This window comes from Pantoea sp. AN62 (assembly GCF_050432985.1).
Classification (GTDB): domain Bacteria; phylum Pseudomonadota; class Gammaproteobacteria; order Enterobacterales; family Enterobacteriaceae; genus Pantoea; species Pantoea brenneri.
The window spans coordinates 35,307-59,780 of sequence record NZ_JBNPYB010000019.1; the positions used below are offsets into that span (position 1 = coordinate 35,307).

The 24,474-nt window shown below is 53.3% G+C and carries 20 protein-coding genes and 2 pseudogenes; 7 read left to right on the forward strand and 15 right to left on the reverse strand.

Annotation, left to right across the window (positions count from 1 at the left end; all coding sequences use genetic code 11):
- Positions 1-436 precede the first annotated feature (436 nt).
- A pseudogene (locus tag FHW04_RS20135) lies at positions 437-1,177 on the reverse strand (SDR family NAD(P)-dependent oxidoreductase).
- Between the two features lie 151 nt (positions 1,178-1,328).
- On the opposite strand from FHW04_RS20135, the gene FHW04_RS20140 reads away from it, so the two are divergent.
- Positions 1,329-1,922: a LysR family transcriptional regulator gene (locus FHW04_RS20140; protein ID WP_252867517.1), complete on the forward strand. Its 594-nt coding sequence runs from the start codon at positions 1,329-1,331 to the stop codon at positions 1,920-1,922.
- A gap of 1,902 nt (positions 1,923-3,824) precedes the next feature.
- The gene (locus tag FHW04_RS20145) at positions 3,825-4,901 is read left to right on the forward strand and encodes a RepB family plasmid replication initiator protein (RefSeq protein WP_031377929.1); all 1,077 of its coding nucleotides are present in this window, start codon (positions 3,825-3,827) and stop codon (positions 4,899-4,901) included.
- Positions 4,902-6,334: 1,433 nt separating this feature from the next.
- Here the strand turns inward: FHW04_RS20145 and FHW04_RS20150 are convergent.
- The 5 genes from FHW04_RS20150 to FHW04_RS20170 form a co-directional block, all read right to left on the reverse strand.
- Complete coding sequence (locus FHW04_RS20150; protein ID WP_256150713.1) at positions 6,335-6,721, reverse strand: GNAT family N-acetyltransferase; 387 nt, start codon at positions 6,719-6,721, stop codon at positions 6,335-6,337.
- Positions 6,722-6,916: 195 nt separating this feature from the next.
- On the reverse strand, positions 6,917-8,110 hold the full coding sequence (locus FHW04_RS20155; protein ID WP_089562210.1) for a diguanylate phosphodiesterase: 1,194 nt from the start codon (positions 8,108-8,110) through the stop codon (positions 6,917-6,919).
- Positions 8,111-8,413: 303 nt separating this feature from the next.
- The gene (locus FHW04_RS20160) at positions 8,414-8,623 is read right to left on the reverse strand and encodes a DUF1471 domain-containing protein (RefSeq protein ID WP_069729821.1); all 210 of its coding nucleotides are present in this window, start codon (positions 8,621-8,623) and stop codon (positions 8,414-8,416) included.
- Positions 8,624-8,854: 231 nt separating this feature from the next.
- Positions 8,855-10,639, reverse strand: coding sequence for a GGDEF domain-containing phosphodiesterase (locus FHW04_RS20165; protein WP_069729820.1), 1,785 nt, complete (start codon positions 10,637-10,639; stop codon positions 8,855-8,857).
- Between the two features lie 522 nt (positions 10,640-11,161).
- Positions 11,162-11,386, reverse strand: a complete 225-nt coding sequence (locus FHW04_RS20170) for a DUF3606 domain-containing protein (protein WP_069729819.1) — start codon at positions 11,384-11,386, stop codon at positions 11,162-11,164.
- 385 nt (positions 11,387-11,771) lie between these two features.
- Here FHW04_RS20170 and FHW04_RS20175 point away from each other — a divergent pair, with 385 nt between their 5' ends.
- Positions 11,772-12,011: a hypothetical protein gene (locus FHW04_RS20175; RefSeq protein ID WP_031378205.1), complete on the forward strand. Its 240-nt coding sequence runs from the start codon at positions 11,772-11,774 to the stop codon at positions 12,009-12,011.
- A 168-nt stretch (positions 12,012-12,179) separates the two neighbouring features.
- A complete protein-coding gene (locus FHW04_RS20180; protein WP_031378204.1) occupies positions 12,180-12,674 on the forward strand; it encodes an Hsp20 family protein in 495 nt (164 codons plus the stop codon).
- A gap of 112 nt (positions 12,675-12,786) precedes the next feature.
- Here the strand turns inward: FHW04_RS20180 and FHW04_RS20185 are convergent, their stop codons facing one another.
- From FHW04_RS20185 to FHW04_RS20195, 3 genes are all read right to left on the reverse strand, one after another.
- Positions 12,787-13,557, reverse strand: coding sequence for a MerR family transcriptional regulator (locus FHW04_RS20185; protein WP_089562181.1), 771 nt, complete (start codon positions 13,555-13,557; stop codon positions 12,787-12,789).
- 207 nt (positions 13,558-13,764) lie between these two features.
- Positions 13,765-13,974, reverse strand: a complete 210-nt coding sequence (locus FHW04_RS20190; RefSeq protein ID WP_031378202.1) for a CsbD family protein — start codon at positions 13,972-13,974, stop codon at positions 13,765-13,767.
- 147 nt (positions 13,975-14,121) lie between these two features.
- Positions 14,122-15,342: a diguanylate phosphodiesterase gene (locus FHW04_RS20195; RefSeq protein WP_031378201.1), complete on the reverse strand. Its 1,221-nt coding sequence runs from the start codon at positions 15,340-15,342 to the stop codon at positions 14,122-14,124.
- Between the two features lie 1,167 nt (positions 15,343-16,509).
- On the opposite strand from FHW04_RS20195, the gene FHW04_RS20200 reads away from it, so the two are divergent.
- The gene (locus FHW04_RS20200) at positions 16,510-16,794 is read left to right on the forward strand and encodes a DNA polymerase V subunit (RefSeq protein WP_227021976.1); all 285 of its coding nucleotides are present in this window, start codon (positions 16,510-16,512) and stop codon (positions 16,792-16,794) included.
- A 32-nt stretch (positions 16,795-16,826) separates the two neighbouring features.
- Here FHW04_RS20200 and FHW04_RS20205 read toward each other — a convergent pair whose 3' ends face one another.
- On the reverse strand, positions 16,827-17,147 hold the full coding sequence (locus FHW04_RS20205; protein ID WP_046289427.1) for a hypothetical protein: 321 nt from the start codon (positions 17,145-17,147) through the stop codon (positions 16,827-16,829).
- 651 nt (positions 17,148-17,798) lie between these two features.
- Here FHW04_RS20205 and FHW04_RS20210 point away from each other — a divergent pair.
- Positions 17,799-18,068, forward strand: a pseudogene (locus FHW04_RS20210) (methyl-accepting chemotaxis protein); the annotation flags it as partial.
- Between the two features lie 151 nt (positions 18,069-18,219).
- On the opposite strand, the gene FHW04_RS20215 reads toward FHW04_RS20210, so the two are convergent.
- The 3 genes from FHW04_RS20215 to FHW04_RS20225 are packed head-to-tail and all read right to left on the reverse strand — an operon-like array spanning position 18,220 to position 21,206.
- Positions 18,220-19,023, reverse strand: a complete 804-nt coding sequence (locus tag FHW04_RS20215; protein ID WP_089562183.1) for an MBL fold metallo-hydrolase — start codon at positions 19,021-19,023, stop codon at positions 18,220-18,222.
- 36 nt (positions 19,024-19,059) lie between these two features.
- A complete protein-coding gene (locus tag FHW04_RS20220; RefSeq protein WP_069729890.1) occupies positions 19,060-19,947 on the reverse strand; it encodes an EamA family transporter in 888 nt (295 codons plus the stop codon).
- Positions 19,944-21,206 carry an MFS transporter gene (locus tag FHW04_RS20225; RefSeq protein ID WP_089562184.1) on the reverse strand — a complete coding sequence of 421 codons (1,263 nt, stop codon included), beginning with the start codon at positions 21,204-21,206 and terminating at the stop codon, positions 19,944-19,946. The genes FHW04_RS20220 and FHW04_RS20225 overlap by 4 nt, the downstream gene beginning before the upstream one ends.
- A 131-nt stretch (positions 21,207-21,337) precedes the next feature.
- Here FHW04_RS20225 and FHW04_RS20230 point away from each other — a divergent pair, with 131 nt between their 5' ends.
- A complete protein-coding gene (locus FHW04_RS20230; RefSeq protein WP_031378196.1) occupies positions 21,338-21,793 on the forward strand; it encodes a winged helix-turn-helix transcriptional regulator in 456 nt (151 codons plus the stop codon).
- 55 nt (positions 21,794-21,848) lie between these two features.
- Here the strand turns inward: FHW04_RS20230 and FHW04_RS20235 are convergent, their stop codons facing one another.
- Together FHW04_RS20235 and FHW04_RS20240 are read right to left on the reverse strand one after the other, a co-directional pair.
- The gene (locus FHW04_RS20235) at positions 21,849-22,964 is read right to left on the reverse strand and encodes a metallophosphoesterase (RefSeq protein WP_046289425.1); all 1,116 of its coding nucleotides are present in this window, start codon (positions 22,962-22,964) and stop codon (positions 21,849-21,851) included.
- 265 nt (positions 22,965-23,229) lie between these two features.
- A complete protein-coding gene (locus FHW04_RS20240) occupies positions 23,230-24,453 on the reverse strand; it encodes a cupin domain-containing protein (protein ID WP_089562185.1) in 1,224 nt (407 codons plus the stop codon).
- Positions 24,454-24,474 lie beyond the last annotated feature (21 nt).

Sequence of the window (24,474 nt, forward strand, 5' to 3'; positions counted from 1 at the left end):
AGCACAAGTCGGAAGATAGAGTAAAGATCAGGAGAGCACCGGCGATGCTTTTAATGGCAGCAGTGACGGTAAATCTCTCATATCCACGGTTAAACCGCGCATAAATAGTAACAGGATAGTTTAGCCTGTTGAGATGTTCCTTTACCGGCGGTAACAACGCGTCATGGCGATTAAGCCATTTCCGTGAGGAGAGCGGTCGAATAATTACAATGACAAGACAGATTGCTCACCTGACTATTTGCCCGGTTTCCCGTTCTTCCTTTCTCGCTTTTTATACGCTGTATCATCTGGACCGAAAGAACGTGGTTAGCGCCGGGTAGAGAACAAAAGTGGACGAATCAGCAGGCGCGGCAATGAGATGTTGAGGCGTAAACTTCGCCAGAATATCACCGCCGCTGAGATGCAGACCCGCTCATCATCCTGGTTGTATCTGGTTTCAGCCGGCCTCTACCAGGGTGCCCGATGTTGATCGAAGTAGAATCCGCCGGTAATTAATTCCCGCCGGACTCTGTTCTGCCAGCCAGACAATGCCGGCAGCAGCTTCAGTGACACTTCGATAACCACTGTGTCCATTGAAATCCGTGGCGGTATAGCCAGGGTCGACAGCATTCACGCTGATGCCCTGATCCTTTAGCTGTTTGGCAAAGGCGAGGGTCACCGCGTTAAGTGCAGTTTTGGAGCTGTTATAGCCCAGTTCATTGACCTTAAAATAGGGATAGTTCGGGTCGGAGACCCATTCCAGTGAGCCCAGTCCGCTACTGACCATAATAATTTTAGCGCTGACTGCGGCTTTCAGCAGCGGCAGAAAAGCCTGGGTTACTCTTATGGCACCAAACACATTGGTATCATATACCGCCATAACCTCATCGATACTTTGCTCGCTGGGGTTAGTGCCCAGAACGCCTTAGATACCGGCATTATTAATCAGAATATCCAGCTGCCCTTCTTCTTTAAACATGTATTGCGCAGCCGCCTGAACGCTCGACAACTGCGACACATCCCTCTCCACTATCCGGGTTTCGATACCTTCCGCGACCAGTTTTGCCAGCGCAGCCTGGCCCCGCGCTTTATCACGACATGCCAGCCAGATGCGGTAACCACGCAGGCCAAGCTGTCGGGCCGTTTCAAAGCCGATACTTTTGTTGGCTCCGGTAATAAGAACAATTTTATCTTTCATACAGACTCTGATTTATTCGGCTTGGGTGCTCTTTCTTCTGCAGAAAGAGACCCGTATTTGCCCTCCCTTTTTAAGCTGATTGTTAACGTTTGATAATAGAGGGTAATGTGAATAGGCTGATCGGAAATCCGGACAATAACAGACGGCAACTGTGGATGACCTATCGATCTTCATTAGCGTATTCAAAGAAAATGGTTTCCGGATGGTCGCGAAGCAGCTTGGTTTGTCGCCTTCTACCGTCAGCGAAAAGATCACCGCGCTGGAACAGAGTCCTGGCGTGCTAAAACTGAATGTTACTGGTGCAGTGATGACGGATATCCTGCCCCCCATAATGAACCCTTTCCTCCTGCGCTATCCGCTATTGCGCGTGGAGATTATGGTTGATGACCGGTTGGTAGACGCAACCTCAGCAGGCTGTGACGCCGGTATCCGCTATGGCGAGCAGCTGGCAAAAGATAACATTGCCGTACCGATTGCTCCCCGCCCACAGACGCTCGCACTGGCGGCCGCGCCTTCCTATCTGGCTTTGCAGGATTTACCGTCACATTCGGCTGATTTAGCAGAGCATGATTGTATTCAGTTGAAGTATTCAAGCGGGGCACTGATACCCTTGCAATTTGGATGGCAGGGAAAGATCGTGAGTGTGAATCCTGCCGGTCGCTTAATCATTGGCGTCAATGGTGCCGCTGCCGCTATTGAATTTGCCAGACAGGGCAGAGGGATAATTGCTACCTTCGAAAACTAATTACAGCCCCATTTCGAAACTGGCGAGCTTGTTGCTGTACTGCCAGAATGGTGGTCTGCATTCGAAGGCCCCTGGCTCTATTTTCCCAGCCGGTTCATGTCTGCGCCGTTGCGCGCATTTGTTGATTTCCTCAAACAAGATGCTGTGGCTCAGTCATCTTGACCGACTTAGTACTGTTTCGTAACGGCAACGTACTGATTGCAGCGTAGAGAGAGTATCGCTTCGCTCTTTTTGCTGTCGGGCTATCTGCGAGTTTCTGCTTAATGACAACTACGCACGCACCAGATCCAAACTGAAATATGCAGACTGTTGAGGTTGATTGATCGGTGTTTTTGCTAATTTCTGGAAAAGCCCCTCTTCTGGCTGATTAAAAAGCTGACTCTTCCAACAGCAGCATTTCACGTATGAACTACCTACTCAAAGGGGAGGGGGAATTGACCTGCTTAAAACGAGCCGGTCTGACAGCAAATATATATTGCCAGCCAGAGAGACCTCACAACCTCATTGAGTGGATGTGCCATCCGACAGTGAACTTATGGCCTTCAGAACTCAAACCTTCATTTCTCAGCCACTGTTTAGAGGGAAGTTTCACGATTTTACTTATGATGGTTTTTACTCACTGCTATAGCCGGATGGATTAACGTAAGCATTGAGCACAAGTTTTGTGCTGAGAATCGCTTTGTTAAGCCTACAGCGCCCATAATAACGAACTCCGCAATCCTGATTTTCAGGGTAAATTCACGGTGTTTTCATCATGAAAATCCAAAAAAAGTCATTTTTAATCAAATACTTACATTGATATTTCTATGGTGAAAATTTTGTCTGAGAAGGATGAATAAAACGGTTTAGTTGAGCAGAGGAGAGAGTCGCTAAATGTCGTTAAATACTTCTTACCCATGAATCTGGTGCCTGACTAAACACCGGGCTGGTTATCGATATGGCTGACACCGCTGTTAATGCATCAAACCATGGCATTACGCATGCGTCAGGTTTGACGGTTACCTGAAGTGAGTCAGGGCGAATAGTACAATGCTTCTTTTAACACCTCTGCTGCGAAACGGTAAAAGGTATCAACTTAACCTAATCAAAGCTGTTTTCTCCGCATCTGTTTGCTGGTTAGTTTTATCCAGCGTCAGTACAGTCTCGCCTTATCAGATTTGTGCTTTATTTTCCTTTGATTTGCTCTGGCAGATTAGGGACGGTTTTCACTCTTAACGTTCGCCCTGGCTATTCCTCAAACCTTCTTGCCAGTTCTCCCACTGTTTTCCCGGTATGTTTGCTCTTTTTATCCTCATTATCCACAGGTCAGATCCAATTGTTCGATCCTCTATAGATCAAACTGAGATCCTTAATAGATCCCCGCTACCGCCAGGGCCTTGTAGCATAAGGGCTGAGGAGGTGTTGATAACCACTATAGCGAGAAGAATAACCACTGTGGCAAGTAAAATAACCACTGTAGCGAGATAAACAACCGCGCTGGCGAGTGACCAATAACCACTGTAGCGAGTAAATGCCCCTTTGCCTGTGCATAACCGGTGTTTCTAGAAACAGGCCATAAACCGTATCATCAGCGGATCGCAGCTGAGGGCAGGGAAGTGGGCCGGAGAGTTAATTTTCTTTATCCACCGCAAAATGAGAGCGATTCAGCCGTTTTATCCACCGGTTAGATCCAATAACAGATCCTCATAAGATCATAATAAGTTCCTAAGAGATCCCTATACGGCCTGAGGCCATGGTATCGCTGCTCTGAGAGCGGATCACTAACCACTGTAGCGAGTAAACCAACCACTGTAGCGAGACAAAAAACCACTATGGCGAGTAGATTAACCGCTATAGTGAGTGCTAGTATCCACTGTATCGAGTAACGGCGACTCTCGCTTGTTCACTTCACGGATCTTCCGCATGCCGAAAAAAGAACCAGATATCCTGAACATAGCTGAAGCGTTTAGCGAAACCGACAAACGTACCGGTGAAGTTGTTACCCTGACGCCCAACAGTAATAACACGGTGCAGCCGGTTGCTCTGATGAGGCTGGGCCTGTTTGTTCCTACGCTAAAATCCACCGCGCGCAGTCAGAAAAACCAGATGAATGCGATGGACGTTACGCAGGATCTTAAACAATTGTCTCTGGTCCGATCGGAGGGGTATGACAATATCAAGATCCTCGGTGCCCGGCTGGATATGGATAACGATTTCAAAACGTGGGTGGGGATCATCCGTGCTTTTGCCACGCACGAGTGTCTGGGAGACACGGTAACGCTTTCTTTTGTCGAATTCGCCAAACTGTGTGGCATTCCCTCTGTTCGTCTCTCGTCGAAGCTCAGGAACCGTCTGGACGCTTCCCTGACGCGTATCGCCTCCAATACCTTAACCTTCACCAGCAAGGGCGGCGAAAACTACACGACGCACCTGGTGCAGTCCGCCAAATACAGTATTAAAAAAGATACCGTGACGTTGCAGGCCGATCCCAAGATCTTTGAGTTGTATCAGTTCGACCGTAAAGTGTTGTTGCAGCTCAAAGCCATCAATGAACTGGCGCGAAAAGAGTCCGCCCAGGCGTTATATACCTTCATCGAAAGCCTGCCGCCGAAGCCTGCGCCAATATCAATGGCCCGGCTGCGCGCCAGACTTAACCTGACCTCTCGCGTGATCACGCAAAATGCGACCGTCAGAAAAGCGATGGAGCAGTTGAAAGAGATCGGCTACCTTGACTACACCGAAACCAAGCGCGGCTCGTCAGTCTACTTCTGGGTCCACTATCGTCATCCGAAGCTGCGGCCGGCAGAACTGCCGCTCAGTCAGTCAGGTTTAATTGACGATGATATGGATGATTATGACGATATCGACAGCGATACGGAGCTCATGGATATGAGTCTGCCGGATATCATTCCGGAAGAGGAGGAGAGCAGTGAGCTGGTGATGGTGTCGCGTGAAGAGAAAGAGCTCCTGAATAAAATCCGTAAAGAAAAAAAAGGCTAACTGTTTTGCGACACCAGCCGCGAGAATGTGAGCAATGTCGCAAACTAACCACTGTAGCGAGAAGGCTACCGTTTCAGGTAACCGCTGTAGTGAGTACTAACCACTATGGTGAGATAGATCACTCGCTATAGTGGTTATTCATTTCCTCCCTGGTGCCTGCTTACCTGCTAAGCCTTACCATGTCTGCTGTTAGTGATCACTGACACGGTTCTCCCCGCTATGCTGCTCTCGTTCAGCCTGCTGCTACCAGCCAGCGCGTTTGCGATGCTCATCACAGTGGTTATCCGTAGTGGTACCACATACGCTGAAAAGGGAGCCTTGCCTGTGGTTCTGCTCCTGTGCAGCTTCACACGTCGCTCGTCAGTCTTAACGTTCTCGCTATAGTGGTTGTCAGCCACATCTGCCTTGTCTAAATCCTCTTTTAACTGCCTGAAAACAGCGATTTCCTCGCCGGTTTACGCTTCACAGTGGTTAATTGCTGGTTTTTAAGCCAGATTAGCTACTTTTTTGTTCGGATAATGTTCAGTTACGCTGTTACTTTCTCGCTACAGTGGTTATCAAATGGGAACAAGCAGCGCTGGGCAGACTCAATACTCGCTATAGTGGTTATCAAACACAGCTGGCTTCAAATGATCTCTCCCAACAGGCTGATAACCCGGCTGAAAGCGGATTTTTACTCGCTACAGTGGTTAGCACAAATATGCGAGGCTTCTCGCTATAGTGGATATTGAGCGGTCAGGATGGTGCTGCCTGAGATCGACAGCTAAAAAAGGCTGCAAACCGGGCAGGGAATCACTCGCTATAGTGGTTAGCTTGCAACGAATGCAGACGATCACCCTGCAGAGCGGGCTGAAAGGGCACGCTGCCGTGTTGAATGAAGGTGTCAATGCGCGTTATAACGCCGATGTTAGCGGCTACCCGCTTTCAGGCTACTCGCTACAGTGGTTGGCTGAGCGCGAAAAGCAGCGAGGAGGCATAAACAATTGCGATAAGTTGTTGTGTGAGTCAGTGCTCAGCGCTGAGTAAGAGAGTGATAGCGGAGAGAGAAGGACTTCTCGCTACAGTGGTTATGGGTGGCGATGTTGCGGTAGGCGGGCACTCACTATAGTGGTTATCCGCTGAAGAATTGATCGGCTAAGCCTCTTTCGCCGGAAACCCGGATATTTATTGCGCAAAATTACTCGCTACAGTGGTTGTTGATGATCTTTGCAGGCTATTTTTACTCGCTATAGTCGATATCTTTGCCGCAGGTGCTGAGGTTTATTAAAGCGAAACAGCGTCTCAGAAGTGATACGGTCACTCGCTACAGTGGTTAGTCTGGCTTTTTACTCGCTACAGTGGTTATGCAAATTAAAGCGTCTTTGCTGTTCCCTGAATCGAGGTCGCCCGGCTAGCATTGCTTCTCCCTGAGAATAACACCGGATCGCCTATCTTCAGGCTGAACACCATGACGACTGTTTGATCATCCGGATATCCTTCTCTGCCGCTGCTTCACCCGCCGTAATCCATCCTCTGTGACGATAGAATCCTGCGGCGCGGGTCGCTTCACCGGTTTCCAGCCAGATGAGGTCATGATGAAGAAACAGCTGGTTTTCAGCTTCCTCTGCCAGCCGTTTTCCAATGCCTGCGCCTTCATAAGCCGGAAGGACGAAAGCGGCAAACAGACAGCCTTCTTCCGGCAGGATCATAGAGAACCCCACCGCTTTGCAGCCAGACACTGCGATCCATGCGCAGGTTGAGGTATTAATCATCGCTTCAATCGCGGCCGGGGTAATGCCCAGCGCCTGAAGATCCTCGTGAGACAGCACATTTTCAGTCACGGAAGTCCGGATATGAAACAGATCGGCTGTATCGGCGGCGGTCGCGGCTCTGACGTGAAGGTTCAATGTGGTACGCACTCCCGGCAAGGTTGTCGTCTGCGCGCGATCAATAGCAGAACAGGTGCCGCGGATCACGATAAAAAAAGGCCCGCCATACGGCGAGCCCCGTTCAGGTGTTGTCCCGCTGTGCGGCGATTACATCGCTTCGCGGTATTCCGGCCAGGCCACCGACTCTGGATCATAACGTCCAGCAGCGGCAAACAGCGTCCCCTGAAAGTTAATTACGCCCGCCGCTTCCAGCCACATCCACTCTTCAGCCTGCACAATACCGGCTGCGATCACCGTAATTTCCAGCGCTGAGCAGCATTTAATAATCGCCTGTACCACCGCTTGCTTTGGTCCGCTGCGGTGAACATCACGGGTGATGCCGGCATCGATGCGGATACGATCTGGCTGAATATGGGTCAGTAATGACAAGCCAGCTGAGCCGTCACCAAAGTTGTCGACAGATAAGCTGATCCCCACCGCTTTAAGCTCGCGCACGGCTTGTGAAAATGCATCAAGCTGTGAGATGACAGCAGTTTCGCTGACCCCGATAACCACCTGCTCGGGCACCAGACCCGCTTGCTCAATCGCCGCCACAATCAGCTTCACCGCATCCGGCACCACCACCAGCGTCATCGGCAGCAGGCTGACGTAAAGCGTCATGCCGTCCGGGCAGACCAGGCCGGCATGGGCAAAGGTCTTTTTCACCGTTTCAAGATCGTCAAAATAGAGCTGCTGGCTGGCTGAATCTTCAGACAGCGATCCTGCCGGACGGGTCGTGGTCGCTTCGATAGCGGTGACCTGACGGGCCAGCGGATCGACGACCGGGCGAAAGCTGACCCCTTCGGTAACGGGTCTGGAATCCGGCACATCGCTGCGTTCAGAAATAAACTCCCAGTAGCCTGGCGGGAGAACTTCGTAGTAGTTTTCTTTCTCGCGTGACTCAACGAAGGTACGCAGAAATTGCAGCGCCCGATCGTCATAGGTCAGGCGATATTTTGACGTGCCTTTATCGAGCACCGCCTGCAGTACGGAAGAACGATCGTGCTCGCGCAGATCGAACAGTTCCATGCCGGCGTTACCAAAACGGCGTGAAGGCGCGTAGTCGCGCATCAACTCCACCACATTGTGATGGCGTTTATCAGCGCAAATCCGCCGGTAAACGGCGAGTATTCCCGCTTCAGGGCCTTCCAGCAGCTGAAAGAAATGGGTGCCGTTGAACAGTAAAATACCGGTCACATCGTGAGCCGCATTAATTTTGCTGGCATTTACGACCATTTCGGGCACCGTTTTGATCGGAAAGTCATCCGAAATATGGCTGCGATATATTATTGTGGTCAGCATGTGCAGCTCCGATTTAATGTGATTGTCGGGCACACGCTAACATTGTTCAAATAATGTTGCATCTAACCTTATTCACTGTCGCACACACTGCACCATCACAGGTGGCAGTAAGCGAAACGGCAAATTTGCCGTTAACCTGTTTTTAACCGTAGCGGCTAAACGCTGACCCGATGCGGCCCGTCTGAACCGGCAGTAATGAGGTTTAAGACGGAGTGTGAAAAGGGGGCACAGGCTGAGCGTGGTAAAAGCAGCAGGCAAAAAAAAAGCCGCCTTGCAGGCAGCCTTTATACAGAACAGATGGGCTTATTTAATCAGCTCAGCCGACACATAGGCGCGGTTGTCGACGCGGGCACCGGTAATTTTGTATGACGCGCCAGCATCTTTCGCCTGTGCAGCGACTTTTGCTTCAGCCGCGTCCAGAGTAGAGGCGGTAGCCGTGATGCTCTGGGCAAAACCAGCGAAAGAGATCAGGGAGAGTGCAGTAACAGCAACGAAAGTTTTGATGGTTTTCATGGTCATTTCCTCAGTTCGTTTTAATTCGGAAGAGGCGTTCTGCCTCGATGGAATGAATAGTAGGCGCAATGACGGTAAAGAAAAATAGTCTTATTTTGCTGTTAAAGGTCAATTATTTTGAATGACTATCGTGGCGCCTGATTTCCCCCGCCTGATCGCCGACAAAAAAAAGCGCTGTCTGTTACAGACAACGCTTTGGCTATTCTCGGCCGGACCTGTGCCGTGCCAGCCTCAACGGCATTCGCCGCGTAGCTTCCAGTGCAGCCAGTGATTGAGGGCTTCTTCGGTTAACGGTTTCGAGTAGAAGTAGCCCTGTGCCTGATCGCAGCCATATTCAGTCAGCGAGGTCACAGCATCCGGGCACTCGACGCCTTCTGCCAGCACCACATAGTCCAGCTCTTTCAGCATGGCGATAATGCTACGGGCGATGATACGGGAAGCGGTATCTGAAGAGAGCTCACTGATCAGTGAACGATCCAGCTTAATCACATCAAGCGGCAACCGTCGCAGATAACTGATATTGCTGTAGCCCGATCCGAAATCATCGAGTGAAATGCCAAAACCACGTTGTTTGAGCATTTCCAGCCCGCGTAACGCCGTGGGACTTTCAATAATGCGTTCGGTTTCGAGACACTCGATACCCAGCAGCGACGTCGGCAATTTTGCCTTCAGCATTTTATTTTCAAGCGCAGCGGCAAAGCCCTCGCGTGAGAAGTCGCGCACGCTGACATTGACGGTTAAAGGCAGCTGGATACAGTTATTCCGCAGTCGCCGCAGACGATCTACCGCCTGATCGATTACCCAGGCCGTCAGCGTCGACAGCAGGTCGGTTTGCTCCGCCAGCGGGAGAAAACTCGCCGGGGAGAGTTCGCCGCGCGTGGGGTGATGCCAGCGGACCAGCGCTTCCAGCCCGACCGGCTTACCGCTGTGCAGACAAATTTTTGGCTGATAGACCAGATAGAGCCCGATATTGTCACGCAGCGCTATTTTGAGATCGGTCATCAGAACGAAATCTTCGGTGCGCTGCATTTCGGTGGCGGCGTCAAAGCGTTGCGATGGCACTCCCCGGCCCACAGCTTCGTTGAGCGCACTGACGGCGCGACGGAGCACTTCCGGCGCCGGCACGCTGCCCGCAGTAAAGTCGGCTTCGCCGGTATGCGTAGTGAGCGCCACCGATAATCCTTCGTCCATATCGGCACTGATCCCTTCCAGACGCCCGGCGACCCACGCCGCACTCAGGCGGCTGTCCGCCCGGGTCAGGATAGCGAACCGGCCGGTGGCAACCGTATAGATCATTTCACCGACCGCCGGGCGCAGGCGCAGCGGCAGCAGGGTCGCCATATCTTTGAGCAGATTTTCAACCGGCCCCATACCCATGGTGCGAGCCAGTTCGTAAGCGCGTGACATATCGATGCAATCAATCAGCACCAGACGGCGCGGCGTGGTATCGCCCGCCACGGCCAGATATTGCAGATCGCGGATCAGCCGCTGACGGTTTGGCAGGCCGGTGACCGGATCGGCAAAGCCAGCGGAATGCCACGCCTCCAGAAACGACATGACCAGCGTTGAAAGTAATTTCAGCGTAGTGACCTGATCGGCACCAAAAGGGTGGGGATGGGTATCGGTGACGCATAAGGTCCCCAGAATAATACCTTCGCGGTTTTTTAACGGCACGCCAGCATAAAAACGAATAAAGGGAGCGCCGGTAATTAACGGATGAGTAACAAAGCGTGCATCAAGATAAGTATCAGGAACGATAACGGCGCTATCACTGTCGACCACGTGACGGCATAAGGAGTCCTGGCGTGATGAACGCTCAAGGGCAAAATTGTGTGCTGCACGTACCGTCTGATATTCATCATCCAGCACGGAAATAAAACTGCCCGGAATACTCAGCGCCTGGCTGGCTAACCTGACAAATTTCCTGAGGACATCGTCGCGACTTTCGTCAGGCCGGCTGAGCGCCTGCAAAGCACGGGTACGGCGTTCATCGTCGCCGTTTAAATTTTTTAGCATCTGTGTGTGTCCTTCGTACTGTCTGGTGACGGCACGAAATAAAAAGAGAAATTGTACGGTAACTGACCGGAACCAGGTGCGGTTCGGGCGAAAGGAAATAACGCATATTTATTGTTTTCACAGTGATGATAAGTGACTCGACGGCGGGTGTCTCTTACTATTTTCTTTAACGCATTTCATGCCTGTTTACGATTCGGTAATTTTATCGACAGCCGTTTTTATTTTCACAGTCAGGGCGCAATACTCTGTAAAGGGGCTTAACGATTATTAGCCGACTGATAATCAATTATCATTCATTCTGCAGACAATTAATTTGGGATTATATTAATGGTTAAAAAGTAAACTCAGCGAATAAACCGTCAGCGCCCTGACGGACCAGGGCGGGTAACATCCTAAATTAACAGATAAAACCCCAGCAGGGCAGCCAGACTGACCTCAATTATCCCTCTCAGCTGTCCTCACTGCGGGGCCGTAAACCGCAGAAAGAGCGACGCTGACGTTGACGCTCCGGCGGCCATCCGTTTAACGCTTGCCAGCCGTTTTTGGCTGCTGCGGCTGTCGCGGCGGTGGATTTTTCTCCAGCCAGTCACGCACGTGGTCAGCCTGCGGACCCGTCTCCCGGATGGCGCGTGTCAGCCGCTCCTGGGTAGTTTTCAGTTCCTGAGTCCAGTAAGTGATTTGCCATTGCTCTCGTATCTCCACCCGCGACAGATCTTCAGGTACGCGCCGCTGAATAGGGTTTTTCATCGCTTTATTCTCCTCTGCTTTTTTTGGTTATCGGTCCTGAAAAATTATCCTCAGGTTAAACCAACCATCCTGATGAATGATGGGAAGGCAGAGTAGCGGAATAATCCCTGATTTAACGCACGCGAAAATATCAGGAAAATTCCTGGTGTTGGAAATAACACATTCTAAAAAACTGAAAAATGACGATTTACTGGCAGATTAAGCCGCTTCGCTTATTCACTGACTGCACATAAAAGATAAGCCTGACATTTGACATTTGACATTTAATTAAAATGGTCAATTATTCTCATGTCAAAACATCCGGGCCGCGTCCGTAACGCTTCGCTTTCGATAAAAAGCGGCGATGAATTTTTTGCGCGGGTCACTCATTTCAAAGGAGTTTTTTTTGGTTAATCGTCCTTCCCAGCAGCCTGTAGTGGTTCAGAATAATGTCCGTGAACTTCGTCTTGCTGCGGGACTCTCTCAGCAGAGCGCCGCTGAGCGCTTCGACCTCAGCCTGCGCGTCTGGCAAACCAAAGAAGCCGCAGTAAACCCGACGCTGTTAAGTCAGGGCGAATATGAACTGCTGCTGCTGCTGGCCGGCCGACATCCGCACTTTTGCCTCGCTCCCCATTCAAAGAAATAGCGCTTCATCACGGGCGATATTATTTAATAAACGATTGCTTTTATTAGGATAAAAAATTTATTTACGGGACTTGAAAGCGCAGAGAAAGGCATTATTTATACCAGTGACCGGCGATTGATAACCGGTCAGATGAGCTTTTGGATGAACATTATTCAGGAGGTTGTCACCATGTCTTTACATCAGATCTCTGTCTTCCCATCGCTGGCCGATTCCGCGTTATCAGATCGCTTCAGCCGCATTGATAAACTGTTCAGCCAGCTTACCGGCGACCGTCAGGTCGCGTCTGTACCGGCTTACGATCTGCAGCGGCTTGACGATGCCCGCTACGCACTGACGGTGAGCGTGCCCGGCTGGAAAGAGCACGAGCTTGAAATCGAACTGAGCGGCGGACGCCTTTCGGTCGCCGGTAAGAAAGAAACCACGGCATCCGACGGGGCTGAGGAGGCGAAAGATGAGAAAAGCGGCTGGATCTACCGGGGCATCGCGCGTCACGATTTCCGGCTGAGCTTCTCGATCCCTGAACACATGAAAGTGACCGGCGCCAGCCTGGCAGATGGCCTGCTGAACGTAGGATTACTGCAGGAAATTCCGGAAAGCGAGAAACCTCGCCGTATTCCGATTGAGGTTGGCGGGGCACCCCGGACGCTGGAACATCAGGAATAAGCGGTGGGAGCTAAACAGTATGGCGGAAGGCGGCTCAGGAGGCCTTCCGCCTTTTTTGATCGTCAGATCCGGCCGGAGGTTTATCCGACGACGCTGCCGCAGCGGGCGAGGATCAGGCGCTGGCAGCCAGCAGGGTTGTTTCTGCTTCTGCTTTGAGCCGGGTGTCGGTTCCGGTCAGCATCACCGGTTTGCCTGCCTCCAGCATCGATTGATACGCCGCGTTCATCAGCGGAGTGATCCCATCACTGCACCACATCAGGTGGTGCTCAAACCGGTGATGCGCCACGGCGGGTTCGCCAGACGCAATTGCAGCCACCTCAACCCGAAATCCCTGTCCATTCAGTCGAATGGCTTCCATCCAGATCTCAGTTTCATCGGTGACGCTCACCGCCTCAAGAAACAGCGGCACGGTGCTACGCCGCTGGGCAGCCAGCGCCAGATGTTGCCACTGGGTGACAATCGCAGAGTGGAAGCGCTGCTGACGTGCTGCTGCCCCTTCACTGGCGTCGCTACGTAGCCAGAGGTTTAGCGGTCGCAGATAGCGATTCACATAATCATCGCCACTGTAGTTCGCGCCCATCGTGCGTAATTCACGTGTGATGTCGTCATCGGCCTCATACCGTAATAGCTGCAACAACTCTTCTTTCCGACAGGCCCAGCCTCCCTGCAGCTTAAGTGCAGGCCAGCGAAGCGAGGCGTGAATATCAAAAAGCGTATGCCCATCCGAGGTCATGTCGCGCACACACAGCGCACGCGTTAGCTGGCTGTCGGAATAACCGGCCGGGCCAGGAGGCGTCATGAGTCCGGCACGTCGCCAGCGGCGCAGCGTCTCAGGCAGAACACCGACGAGGCCGCAGACCGTGTCGGTAGAGTGTTGGGGCATGATAAATTTCCGGAGGGGATTCAGATCCCGCTGAAAGGGATGACGCCGGCAGTATGCGCGCCGTAACCGAATAAAGAAACAATCATTTCCATAAGAATTGCAGACAGATTAAGCGACTATCGGATAAAGGCAGAATGAAGAAAAAAGCGTGCAGCAGGTGGGGGAAGATGACGTGCCGGGCGCGACGTGGCCCGGCGAGAACAGCTATTACCAGCGGTATTTGTTCGAATCTTCCCACTCTTTCACTTCTTTTTCGGCCCGATCTTTCTCGTAACCGTAGCGTTCCTGAATTTTACCGACCAGCTGATCGCGCTTCCCTTCAACAACGGTCATATCGTCATCCGTCAGATCGCCCCATTTTTCCTTAACTTTACCTTTGAACTGCTTCCAGTTACCGCCAATGCGATCTTCGTTCATGGTGAACCTCCACTTTAAGGCTGTTATCCAGGGGACTAAATCATTACCGGTCAGGCGTTATGCCTGCGGGTGGATTAAGCCTGGCACAGCCTTTGCTGTTTGCAGCGAAGCGGTGTGAGCCAGGTCAAAGTTCGGAAAAAGAGTCGATTATCCCGGAAGACGCCGCTCAGGCCAGCTTACCGGCGGAATGGCATTAAGCGCTGGCCGGGCAAACAGGAAGCCCTGATAATAGCGAACGCCGGCGCTTTCCAGCCACAGCCACTCTTCAATCTTCTCTACGCCTTCTGCAATGACGGTGATTTCCAGCGCGTTGCAGCATTTAAGGATCGCCAGCACGATGGCCTGACGGGGACCACTGCGGTGAATATCCATAATCAGCTTGCGATCGATTTTGACCTTATCCGGCTGAAAATCCGCTAACAGCGACAGGCCGGCAAAGCCCGCGCCAAAATCATCCAGCGCCAGGCTGATCCCGGCGGCTTTCAGCTGCTGAACGGCAAACTGAAACTCATCAAAGCGCGAAATAACTTCATCTTCAGTCACCTCGACCACCACCTGCTCAGGACGTAAACCCTGTCGGGTGATCTGCCGGATTAGTCGATCAACCGCATGCTCGATCACCACCAGCGACATCGGCAGCAGGTTGACCGACAGGGTCTGATGCTGCATGCCCACGTGGCGAGCCAGCTGAAACGCATAGTTTTTTGAATCGAGATCGGCCTGGTAGATCATCTCTTCAGGCAGCGTGGCAAAGTAGTCTGCTGGCGACGCACCCTGCGGGCCGCGGATCAGCGCTTCACAGGAGACAATCCGGCGACTGGCGACATCGACAATCGGCTGTAACGCAAACTCACATGGCTGGCCGGGGGCAGGGCGATAAGTTAACGGTACCTCCGCTGATGGCGGAGTGATCAGTTGCCAGGCATCTGCCGGGTCAATCGCAATAAACGTCTCTTTATCGCGCCCTTCAACAAACGAACGTAAAAATTTCACCACCCGATCGCCTTTCACCCGCTCGGCATTCAGCGTGACACGACTAAGCAGCGCATCAACCACGGTGCTGTCCTGGTAGTCGCGCAGATCAAACAGCTCCATACCGGCGTGGCCAAAGCGGCGGGCTGGCGCGTAATCCCGCATTAATTCAATCAGGTTGAAATGCCGATCGTCCTGACTGATGCGCTGGTAGACAGTGAGAACCGCCTCCATGTTGCCTTCCAGCACCTGAAAAAAATGCTGACCATCAAATAACAGGATCCCGGTCACCTGAATGGCCGCATTTTTCGAACCGGCATGATCGACCAGCGCCTGCAATCTCTCAGACGAGACGCAGGACGTCAGCTGGCTGCGGTAAATGATGGTGGAAAGCATAGGCGGACTCACATGGCTGGTGTTGGCTTTGCAACCATAGCACAGCGTCGTTAGCGGTTAGCGGTACAACAGCGGGGTATTCATGCCTCTGCTGGGCGCATGGTTTGCGTCAGTATCGGGGCAGAGGTTCACTATCCACACAGGCAACGGTAGTTTTGTTGGCAGAGCATTAGCGGGAGGCGGCGGGAACACCGTGAAAAATAAAAGCCCCTGCCAGACAGGCAGGGGCAAGAAAACGGGCAGAACATTTTTTTATTGGTTGACGGCTTCCCTGGTGAGGCGCCGGTTAATAGGGTGTTAACGGGATTATTACGCTTTTTTATCGACAGTTTCCACGCCATTACTGACTAATTTTTAGACGCCAAAAAACTGCCGAAACAGTATTAAGGAAAAATTGCATTACTTTCAACGTAATATCATCCGTGATTTCGGCAATAACTCAGATTGTTGAATTATAACGTTACAAATAAATAACCGTTCCTAACTATATCGATCGTTAAATGCGCATTTGACTTGATTCTGCACGTGCTAATCCCCGCAATCAGGCGACGATTCAGCACGTTTCAGCGGATAGCGAAGCGGGAGATAAGGCCTGTATTGTGGAATAACATCTGAGCCAGCGGAAATAACCGGCGAGCAAAAAAGAGCCCCCGGTAAAAGGGGGCAAGGGTAGGAGTTAGATCACTCTGTAAATGAAGTGGGTTTCGTTACAGAGCCATTTAAAGATAGGGCAAAACCGCCAGCTTTGCCGTTACGTTTACTCAGTTTTTTAATTAGATATCAAATGATTAAAAAGCGAAGGGTGGGTGATGTTGTTGCTTATCAATGCGTTACGCTTATATGAAAACGTTTTCTAAGATTTGGCTTAAAGTCACCGCTGCAGAAAGGCAAGCGGAGAACAGCGGGCGGAATGTGCTCAGCGGCGAATTAATTAAAAATCAATAAAATTAAAGGATTATAAAATTAATTGCTCGGGGCAGGCGCACCCCTTTTTCCCGATCAGGCGCGTCAGGCAGGGGGCTGGCGTCCCAACAGACGCTGAAGTGTTACAGAGGCAGGAAAAGACCTTTCAGAACCAGCAATAAAGCAGCGAAAAAGAAAAGCCGCTTGATCAGATTGGCGATCGGTAATACTGTTTATCTATACAGTCTCTGTGAGAAAAGAAGAATGCCACAGTCAGATGAGATTCATAGCGCGTTCCATCAGGTCATGCGCCGGGGCGGCAATGGCGAGTGGACGGTAAGTACCCGTGATTTTGTCGCTGAACTGGAACGGTGTAACCGGCCGCATACTCTGCGGGCCGCTAATCAGTGGATAGAGATCCACATTACGCTGTTTCGTGACATCTCGATTGAGTCAGGTGACTATCGGCTGTTCGAGCTGCCGGAAACAGCGCTAACCCCAGGCTTTGCGGCAACAGCGATTCAGGTGTCTGACCAGCCTGACCGCTAGCGATCAGGCTGAAGGGACGGCCGCCGCCGTGATCAGAGCTGGCGACTGGCTGAGTGCGCGGCCGGACGATTCAGGCTGGCGGGATAACTCTTTTCACAATTGAGGCGTGCAAGGTTCACCGCCACTTTGCGTTTTTTAAGCCGCAGTTTAGGTAACCACTCTTTAAACTGGGCGGTCAGCGATTCTGCCTGCTGTTCATTCAGTACGCGGCAGATGAACAGCTTACTCTTGGTCTGACGGCTGACATCAATGGCATAAATCTCGACACGATCGCCGCACACTTCATATTCCACATCGGTAAATTGCATATGTGGCCAAAGGCCGGTTCTTGCTTCAAAAGTGGCTAAATCCATAATGACTCCTTTTTTTATTGTAAATGCTATTGCTGTGGACCTGGCCTGAGCCTGGTCGGGCCAGTGAGCATAGACCACTATTCTGTTAATGCCAGCCCAATCACAGGTTTAATTTGGCCCTGACAGAATCAGCCCTGATTACCGGCTTGTTGTTCAGAGTGACTAAAAGAATCCCCCATTTTTTGATCAGATATTCTGATGTAAATCAGCCGCCATCCTCCGTGAGTTTTTTATGCCTTGTGGCGCGAAAGCTGAAAATCACCCTCAAATGCAGGGCTGCTGACTGCACTGGCAGACAATATTGTTTCGCTGTGAGAAATTCCGCACACCGCTAACCCAAATTAAAATTGCACAATAAGCGGGCTAATCATCAGGGGCCAGAAAGTTACTGCTGCACAGATTCTCACGCCCGGCAGATTAATTGTGGCGCTGAGAAAAAAATCAATAAACGCAGATGTAAAATAATGTATCCCTTCCGGCATAAATAACGGTTAAATCATCCGAGTTGCATCGTTCAGAATGCGCAGCTTGCAGGTAATAATTAAAATATATAGTGCCGGGGATTAATTAAAGTCAGATTAAACAGCGCAGATAAGATCGATTCAGCTAATCACCTTGTTCTTTTTTTAATCTGTTACACAGAGAGCACCTATGACTATTACACAGCGACTGGTATCGCTATTTTCACTGCTTGCCATGTCCCTGATCGTGCAGGTGATTATTTCTTCATCAGTGATATCGGGCTTCCAGTCTCGTTTTGAATATGTGCAGGTGAACGCGATTCCCAGCATCCGTGATTTAAACAAATCGATCAGTGCCACCAATCAGCTCGGCATTGCGTTGTATCGTCATCAAAGCATGATGGATAGCGCAAAACAGCCGGCGGCGGAGCAGCGAATCGATCAGCTGATGCTTGATATCTTTGCGACGTCAGAAGAGCAAAGCAGTGGCACTGCGCAAATCAACATTGCGGTTAACCAGATGGACCAGGCAACGCAGCAAAATGCGGTACTGCTTGAACAGTCTGCTTCCTCGGCGAATGAACTGCCCGCTGTTTATCCCGGTTCTGCGGTTACCCGTCGCGGTCCTGCAGACAGTCCAGATAGATTTGCCCCGATCGCATCACCTTCTCTTTCGCCTGCTGGCGAATATCCTGACCTTCGAATGCGCCGTAAACCTGCCCGAACGTCACGCCCGACAGCCGTTGCATTATACGCTGCACCGCGGCAGCCGGGAGCGGCAGCATATTCGGGTAACTCCACATAAATGAAACGCCATGCGCCCCGGGCGTGACCTGCAGAATGTCGCCCGCCAGGATCACGCCGTCACCTTCGGCCCAATGCAGCACGCAGCCGCCGGGAAAATGGCCGCCCAGCCGCAACAGCGTCAGTGAAGGCAGCAGCGGCAATGAGTCGCCCTGCCATAGTTTGAGATGCGGGCTGTCACGCACAATCCATTCGCGATCGCGATCGTGCAGATATATCGGTGCGTTAAATGCGGCGGCCCACTCCTGCATCGTGGTGTAGTAGTGCGGATGGGAAATGGCGATGGCGTGCAGGCCACCCAGCGCGTTCACCAGCGCCAGGGTCGCCTGGTCAAGATTGGCAATGCAGTCCCACAATACGTTTCCGTGCGGCGTGCGCAGCAGAAACGCCCGTTGATCGATAGCAAATTTCGGCACAGTTTTGATACTTAGCAGTGCCTCGCCGTGCGCCGTCCATTTATTGGCGTGGCGCGCGGTCAGCTGATCGAAATCGATCCAGCTCTGTCCGCCTGCAGGCACGTACTGACGCGGGTCGTCGCAGATTTTACAGCGATCTGTCGGGCTGTGCGGTGGCTGATACGCGGTGCCACAGGCGGTACATAGCCTGATCATGCTGAACTCCTTCTCTCCCGGCTGGGAATGGGTGAATTATGATGCGAATCGGCCACGCCACGCCTGCATCAGTCGCGCGCCATACAGGCCGATCGTCAGACCGCTGACAATAATTAGCAGTGCAGCCAGTTTCAGCGCTGACAGCTGCTCGTCGAAAATCCAGAACGATCCCAGTAAGCCAAACACCGGCACCAGCAACGAAAGCGGCGCGACGGTCGAAACCGGATAGCGTTTCAGTAAGGCGTTCCAGACCCAATAGCCGAACAGGGTGTTGGGATAGACCTGGAAAAGGATCGACAGCAGCGTTGTCCCATGGGCGTGAGTCAGTAAACCGTGAAAGCCACTCAGCCCATTAACAGCATAAGACAGAATGAATAACGGGATCGGGGCGAACAGGCTCGACCAGATTAAAAAAGCGAATACCTGATGACTGTTCGCTTTCTTATACAGGATATTGGCCACGCTCCAGGCGATAGCGCCGAACAACACACAACCCAGCCCGAGCACTGAAACAGAGCCATCGGTCAGAAAAATGATGCACGACAAACCGGTGAGCGCAATGGCGATACCTGCCGACTGAAAGCGCGACAGCGGTTCGCGAAACGCCCAACTTCCCAGTAACAGGGTAAACAGCGCGCTGAATTGCAGCACCAGCGAGGCGACGCCGGCAGACAATCCGAGCCGGATGCCCAGATTGACCATGCCCCATAGGCCGACGCCGAATACCAGCCCATAGCCGATCAGCCAGTGCCATTTCACCGCGGGTTTAGCGATAAAAAACAGCGCGGGCAGGGCGCACAACAGAAAGCGAATGCCGGCAAGGACAAAGGGATCAACTTCCTTCAGCCCCAGTTTAATCACTGAAAAGTTAATTCCCCAGATTGCGGTGATCACTACCGCCAGCAGCAGATGGTGCGTTTTCATTTTATCGATCCTGCAGGAGAGTGAGCGTCAGCAGAAGAGGGACGTAAAGTCGCCCACCAGAACAGCAGTGCCGCCAGGCTGATGGCGCTGCCGAGCAGACAGACTCCCGGCCACTGCCAGCCGGCATAGACCCGGGTGGCGGCGCTGGCCCCGAGGGCGCTACCGACAGAGTAGAAACACATATAGGCAGCGATCAGCCGGTGATTTGCGTCGGGCCGGCCATGAAGCAGCAGGCTCTGACTGCTGACGTGTACCGCCTGCACCGCAAAATCGAGCAGGATCACCCCGGCAATAAACAGCCAGATTGAGTGATGTAGCCACGCAAGCGGCAGCCATGACAGCGTCAGCAGCAGCAGGCCGATGCCGGTGGTACGTTGGCCATATCCCTGATCCGCCCAGCGTCCGGCCCGGATGGCGGCCAGCGCCCCTGCGATACCCGCCAGGCCAAACAATCCGGTTTCGGTATGACTAAAGTTAAGCTGGCTTAACGGCAGCACCATGGCGGTCCAGAACACGCTGAAAGCCGCAAAAATCAGCATGGCGAGGATTCCGCGCACCCGTAATAGCGGCTCATCCAAAAATAGCCGGAAGAAGGCACGCATCAGCGTTCGCCAGGCGGGCCTTTTCATCGGCACGCTCTGGCCGGGCGCGGTCCGCCAGAGGATCGCGGCCAGCAGTACCAGCAGCGCGGCAGAAGAGAGATAAACCGCCCGCCAGCCAGCGAGATCGGCGATTGCGCCAGCGGTCAGTCGGGCTAAAAGTATTCCCAGCACCACTCCGCCGGTAACCATACCGACCACCTGACCGCGTTGCGCCGCAGAAGAGAGTGAGGCGGCGTAAGCCACTACCACCTGAACCACCACCGCCATCAGGCCGACCAGGCTCATGGCGATCAGCAAAGCATAAAAGTCCGGGGCAAGGCTGACCAGCAGTACGGCCAGTGCCAGCATCAGCAGCTGGCAGACAATCAGCAGCCTGCCATTAAAAAGGTCGCCCAGCGGCACGACAAACAGCAGCCCCAGCCCATAGCCGACCTGGGTGGCGGTTACCACCACGCCTGTCGAACCGGCGGAGACGGCAAAGGTCTGCGCCATGGCGGTCAGCAGCGGTTGCGCAAAATAGACGTTGCCCACCGCCAGCGCGCAGGTTACGCCCAGCAGCATCACCAGTTTCAGCGGCACCGGTTTGCTGCGGGTTGATGAGACCAGACGGTCACCGTCTGATACCAGCGAACGGGGTGTGCTGTCGGGCTGAGCCATTTTTACCTCCTGCGGATTTGGTTTCAAATTAAAACCAGGTTGGCCATTATTAACGGTTTTGGTTTTTTTTAGCAACCAGATTACCGCACTAAGGTATACTCAGACGTAAGCAGAACAGAGCAGGAGAGAAGATGGCGAAGCAAACCGCATTGTTAAACAGTGAATGCCCGGTAGCCCGCACTCTGGAAGCCGTGGGTGAGCGCTGGTGTTTGCTGATCGTTCGCGAGGCGTTCGACAACGTCCGCCGCTTCAGCGAGTTTCAGAAAAACCTCGGGCTGGCGAAAAATATCCTGGCCGCACGTCTGAAATTGCTGGTGGAGCTGGGCGTGTTTGATCTGCGTCCCGCTTCTGACGGCAGCGCCTACAGCGAATACGTGCTGACAGCACGCGGACGCGCGCTGTTCCCGATTATCGTGGCGATGCGTCAGTGGGGTGAGCAGAATATGTTCACCCCAGGCGAGACCCATTCGGTACTGAGGGATAACCGTGACCAACAGCCGTTGCAGCCGCTGGCCGTGGTATCCGCCAGCGGAGAGCCGCTGGGGCCGGAAGATTGCCACCGTGTGCGGGTGGTGAAGGGCGGCTAATCACTCTTGCCGGGCCTGCTGCGGCTGTGTCCCGCAGCAGGCCCGACCGGGTGAATCAGGGTTGCCGTCTGAGCGTAATGCGGGTCAGCTCTGACGGGCGGCCCAGCCGAACCGCCATGCCCGGCCAGAGCGCGGTGCCGTTATTGACATAGAGCTGCATTCCGTCCACCTGATAGAGACCGGAAACAAAGCCGCCGTTGGGTTTCGCAAACAGCCGGTCCAGTCCGACGATCAGACCGCCGTGAGTATGGCCCGACAGCTGCAGATCAACGCCCATCGCGGCGTTATGGCGGGCATTACGGGGCTGGTGATCCAGCAGGATCACCGGCGCATTGGCGGGCGCATGCTCCAGCGCTTTGGCCAGATCGGGCCCCTGTGCCTGCCTGGCCGGTGCGGATGCGTCGGGCAAACCGGCCACCACCAGCTTCGCCGTGCCGCGCTCGATCACCGTATGACTGTTGAGCAGTGGCTGAAGTCCCAGTGAAGCCAGATGTTCAGTCCAGATCGCCTGATGAAAGAAATACTCATGATTACCGGTGATCGCCCATACCCCATCAGGCGCCTGCAGGCCGCGCAGCGGAGCGACGTCGGCGCGCCGATGCTCAAGGCTGCCATCAATCACATCCCCGGTCACCACGATCAGGTCAACCCCCAGCGTCATCGCCTTCGCCACCGTGGCCTCACTCCACGCCGCATTAAACAGCCGCGTGATATGTAAATCTGTCAGCTGTAACAGCTGATAGCCATCAAATTCTGCCGGCAGGTCAGGGATCACCAGCGTCAGGTCTTTGACCGGCGGCACCCGTATCGCCTGGTAAACGCCGACGGTGGCCAGTCCCATGGCGAACAGCACCGCCAGATAGCGTACGCCGGGCACCAGTTCCAGCGGATGGCGCAGCAGCAGGGCCACCAGCGTCACCGCGTCAATCAGCATCTGGGTCAGCGCCAGCAACAGAACGGTGCTGTAAGCCCAGTTAAACAGAATAATAACGATCCGCGGCATCTCAGCCGAGAAAATGCCGCCCGAGGTGAAACGGCTGATCAGCAGATACTGGGAAGCCAGCAGCACCAGCATGGACAACAGAATTTTGACGACCAGCGGCAGGGATAAGGGAACAATGACCCGCGCAATAACGTACCAGCTGGGTAAGCTGAAAATCAGGTGAAACATAGCAATCTTCCCTTTGAGCGCTGAAGGTCAGCACAAGAAATAAGACCAGAATGTGCGTTATAAACCGCGAACTTTCACGGAATGCGCCGCTGTGTAGTGTATACGACTCTGGCGCTGCGGTGGCTTCACGACGAATGCTTTATGCAGAGATAACCGCGGGCAGCGGGGGGCGGGCAGAAGGGTGGAAGGAGACGCTGGTATGGGTTACCACACGCAACGCCTGTGCAGACGCCGTTGATAATGGCCGGAAAGCCGGCCATTGCGTTTAGCCGACGACCGGGCGTTTACTCTGCGACAGGGCTGCCATAAAGCTATCGTCCAGATGCAGATGCTGCTTAACCAGTTCCGGTGGCGTACTGGCCAGCCACTGATTGAGCGAGATATCGGCGTAATAGTCGCTCTTAAACAGCTCAAGGAAGCGTAACGGACCCTTGCCGGTATTTTCGATGTAATGACCCATGGCAAACGGCACGTAGCCGACATCACCAGCGCGATAATCAAAGGTGCGGGCCTGGCCTGACGAGGCGAATACGCCCATCCGGCCCTCGCCTTCCAGATAGTATTGCCATTCGTCGTTATTGGGATGCCAGTGCAGCTCGCGCAGCCCGCCGGGTTCGATTTCGACCAGCGCCGCGGCCACCTGCCGGGCTATCGGGAAGTTAGAGCTGTCAGTAATCCGCACCGTTCCGCCAGGTGCCTTTAACGGATCCTGAGCCAGCATCCGGTGGGTAAAACGCAGGGTGGATCGGGTGCCGCCCTGAACGCTGTCGGAGGCGGCGCGGTCAGGTGGCGTAGCGGCGAAAATATATTCGTCTGAGGGCGACGGCAGCTGAGAGAAGACAGAAACCGGGAGCTGAAAGTTTTTGGCGAGGATCTCTGGCGGAATGTGTTTAAACCAGTCTGAGAGCAGAAAGGTGCTGTCCTCATCAAATCCGCCATCGTCAAAGGCCAGCAAAAATTCACAGCCATCCGGTCCCAGCCCCTGAATGGAGTGCGGCACGCCGGGCGGGAAGTACCACAAATCGCCGACGCCGATATCATCGACAAACCAGCCGCCGTGAGTATCGAAGGCGGTCACCCGCGCCGTTCCGTAGGTCATGTAGGCCCATTCCGCTTGTTTGTGCCAGTGGAGTTCGCGGATGCCGCCAGCGTTGAGGCGCATATCGACCCCGGCAATGGTGGTGGAGATACCTAACTCGCGTTGTGTCACCTGCCGCGTCCAGCCGCCGCTGCCTTTACGCACGTGCGCATCGCTGAAGCTGTAACGCAGGTTAGGTAAGGTGCCGCTGTCGGTTGCGGGCGGATCAACCAGGTCGGGATTTTCTGCTTCGCGCATCGGGTCATGCGGGCCGGGATCGCGCCCGCCGGGTTTAGCACCGGCCGGGTAGGCTGTGACCTGATTATCATGGGCATGAACCTGACCCGCGGCCAGCGCCACGGTGCCACCGGCGGCAAAGGCCATAAAGCGTCGTCTGCTTAACGTTGTCATCGGCAATCTTCCTTCCGCTGT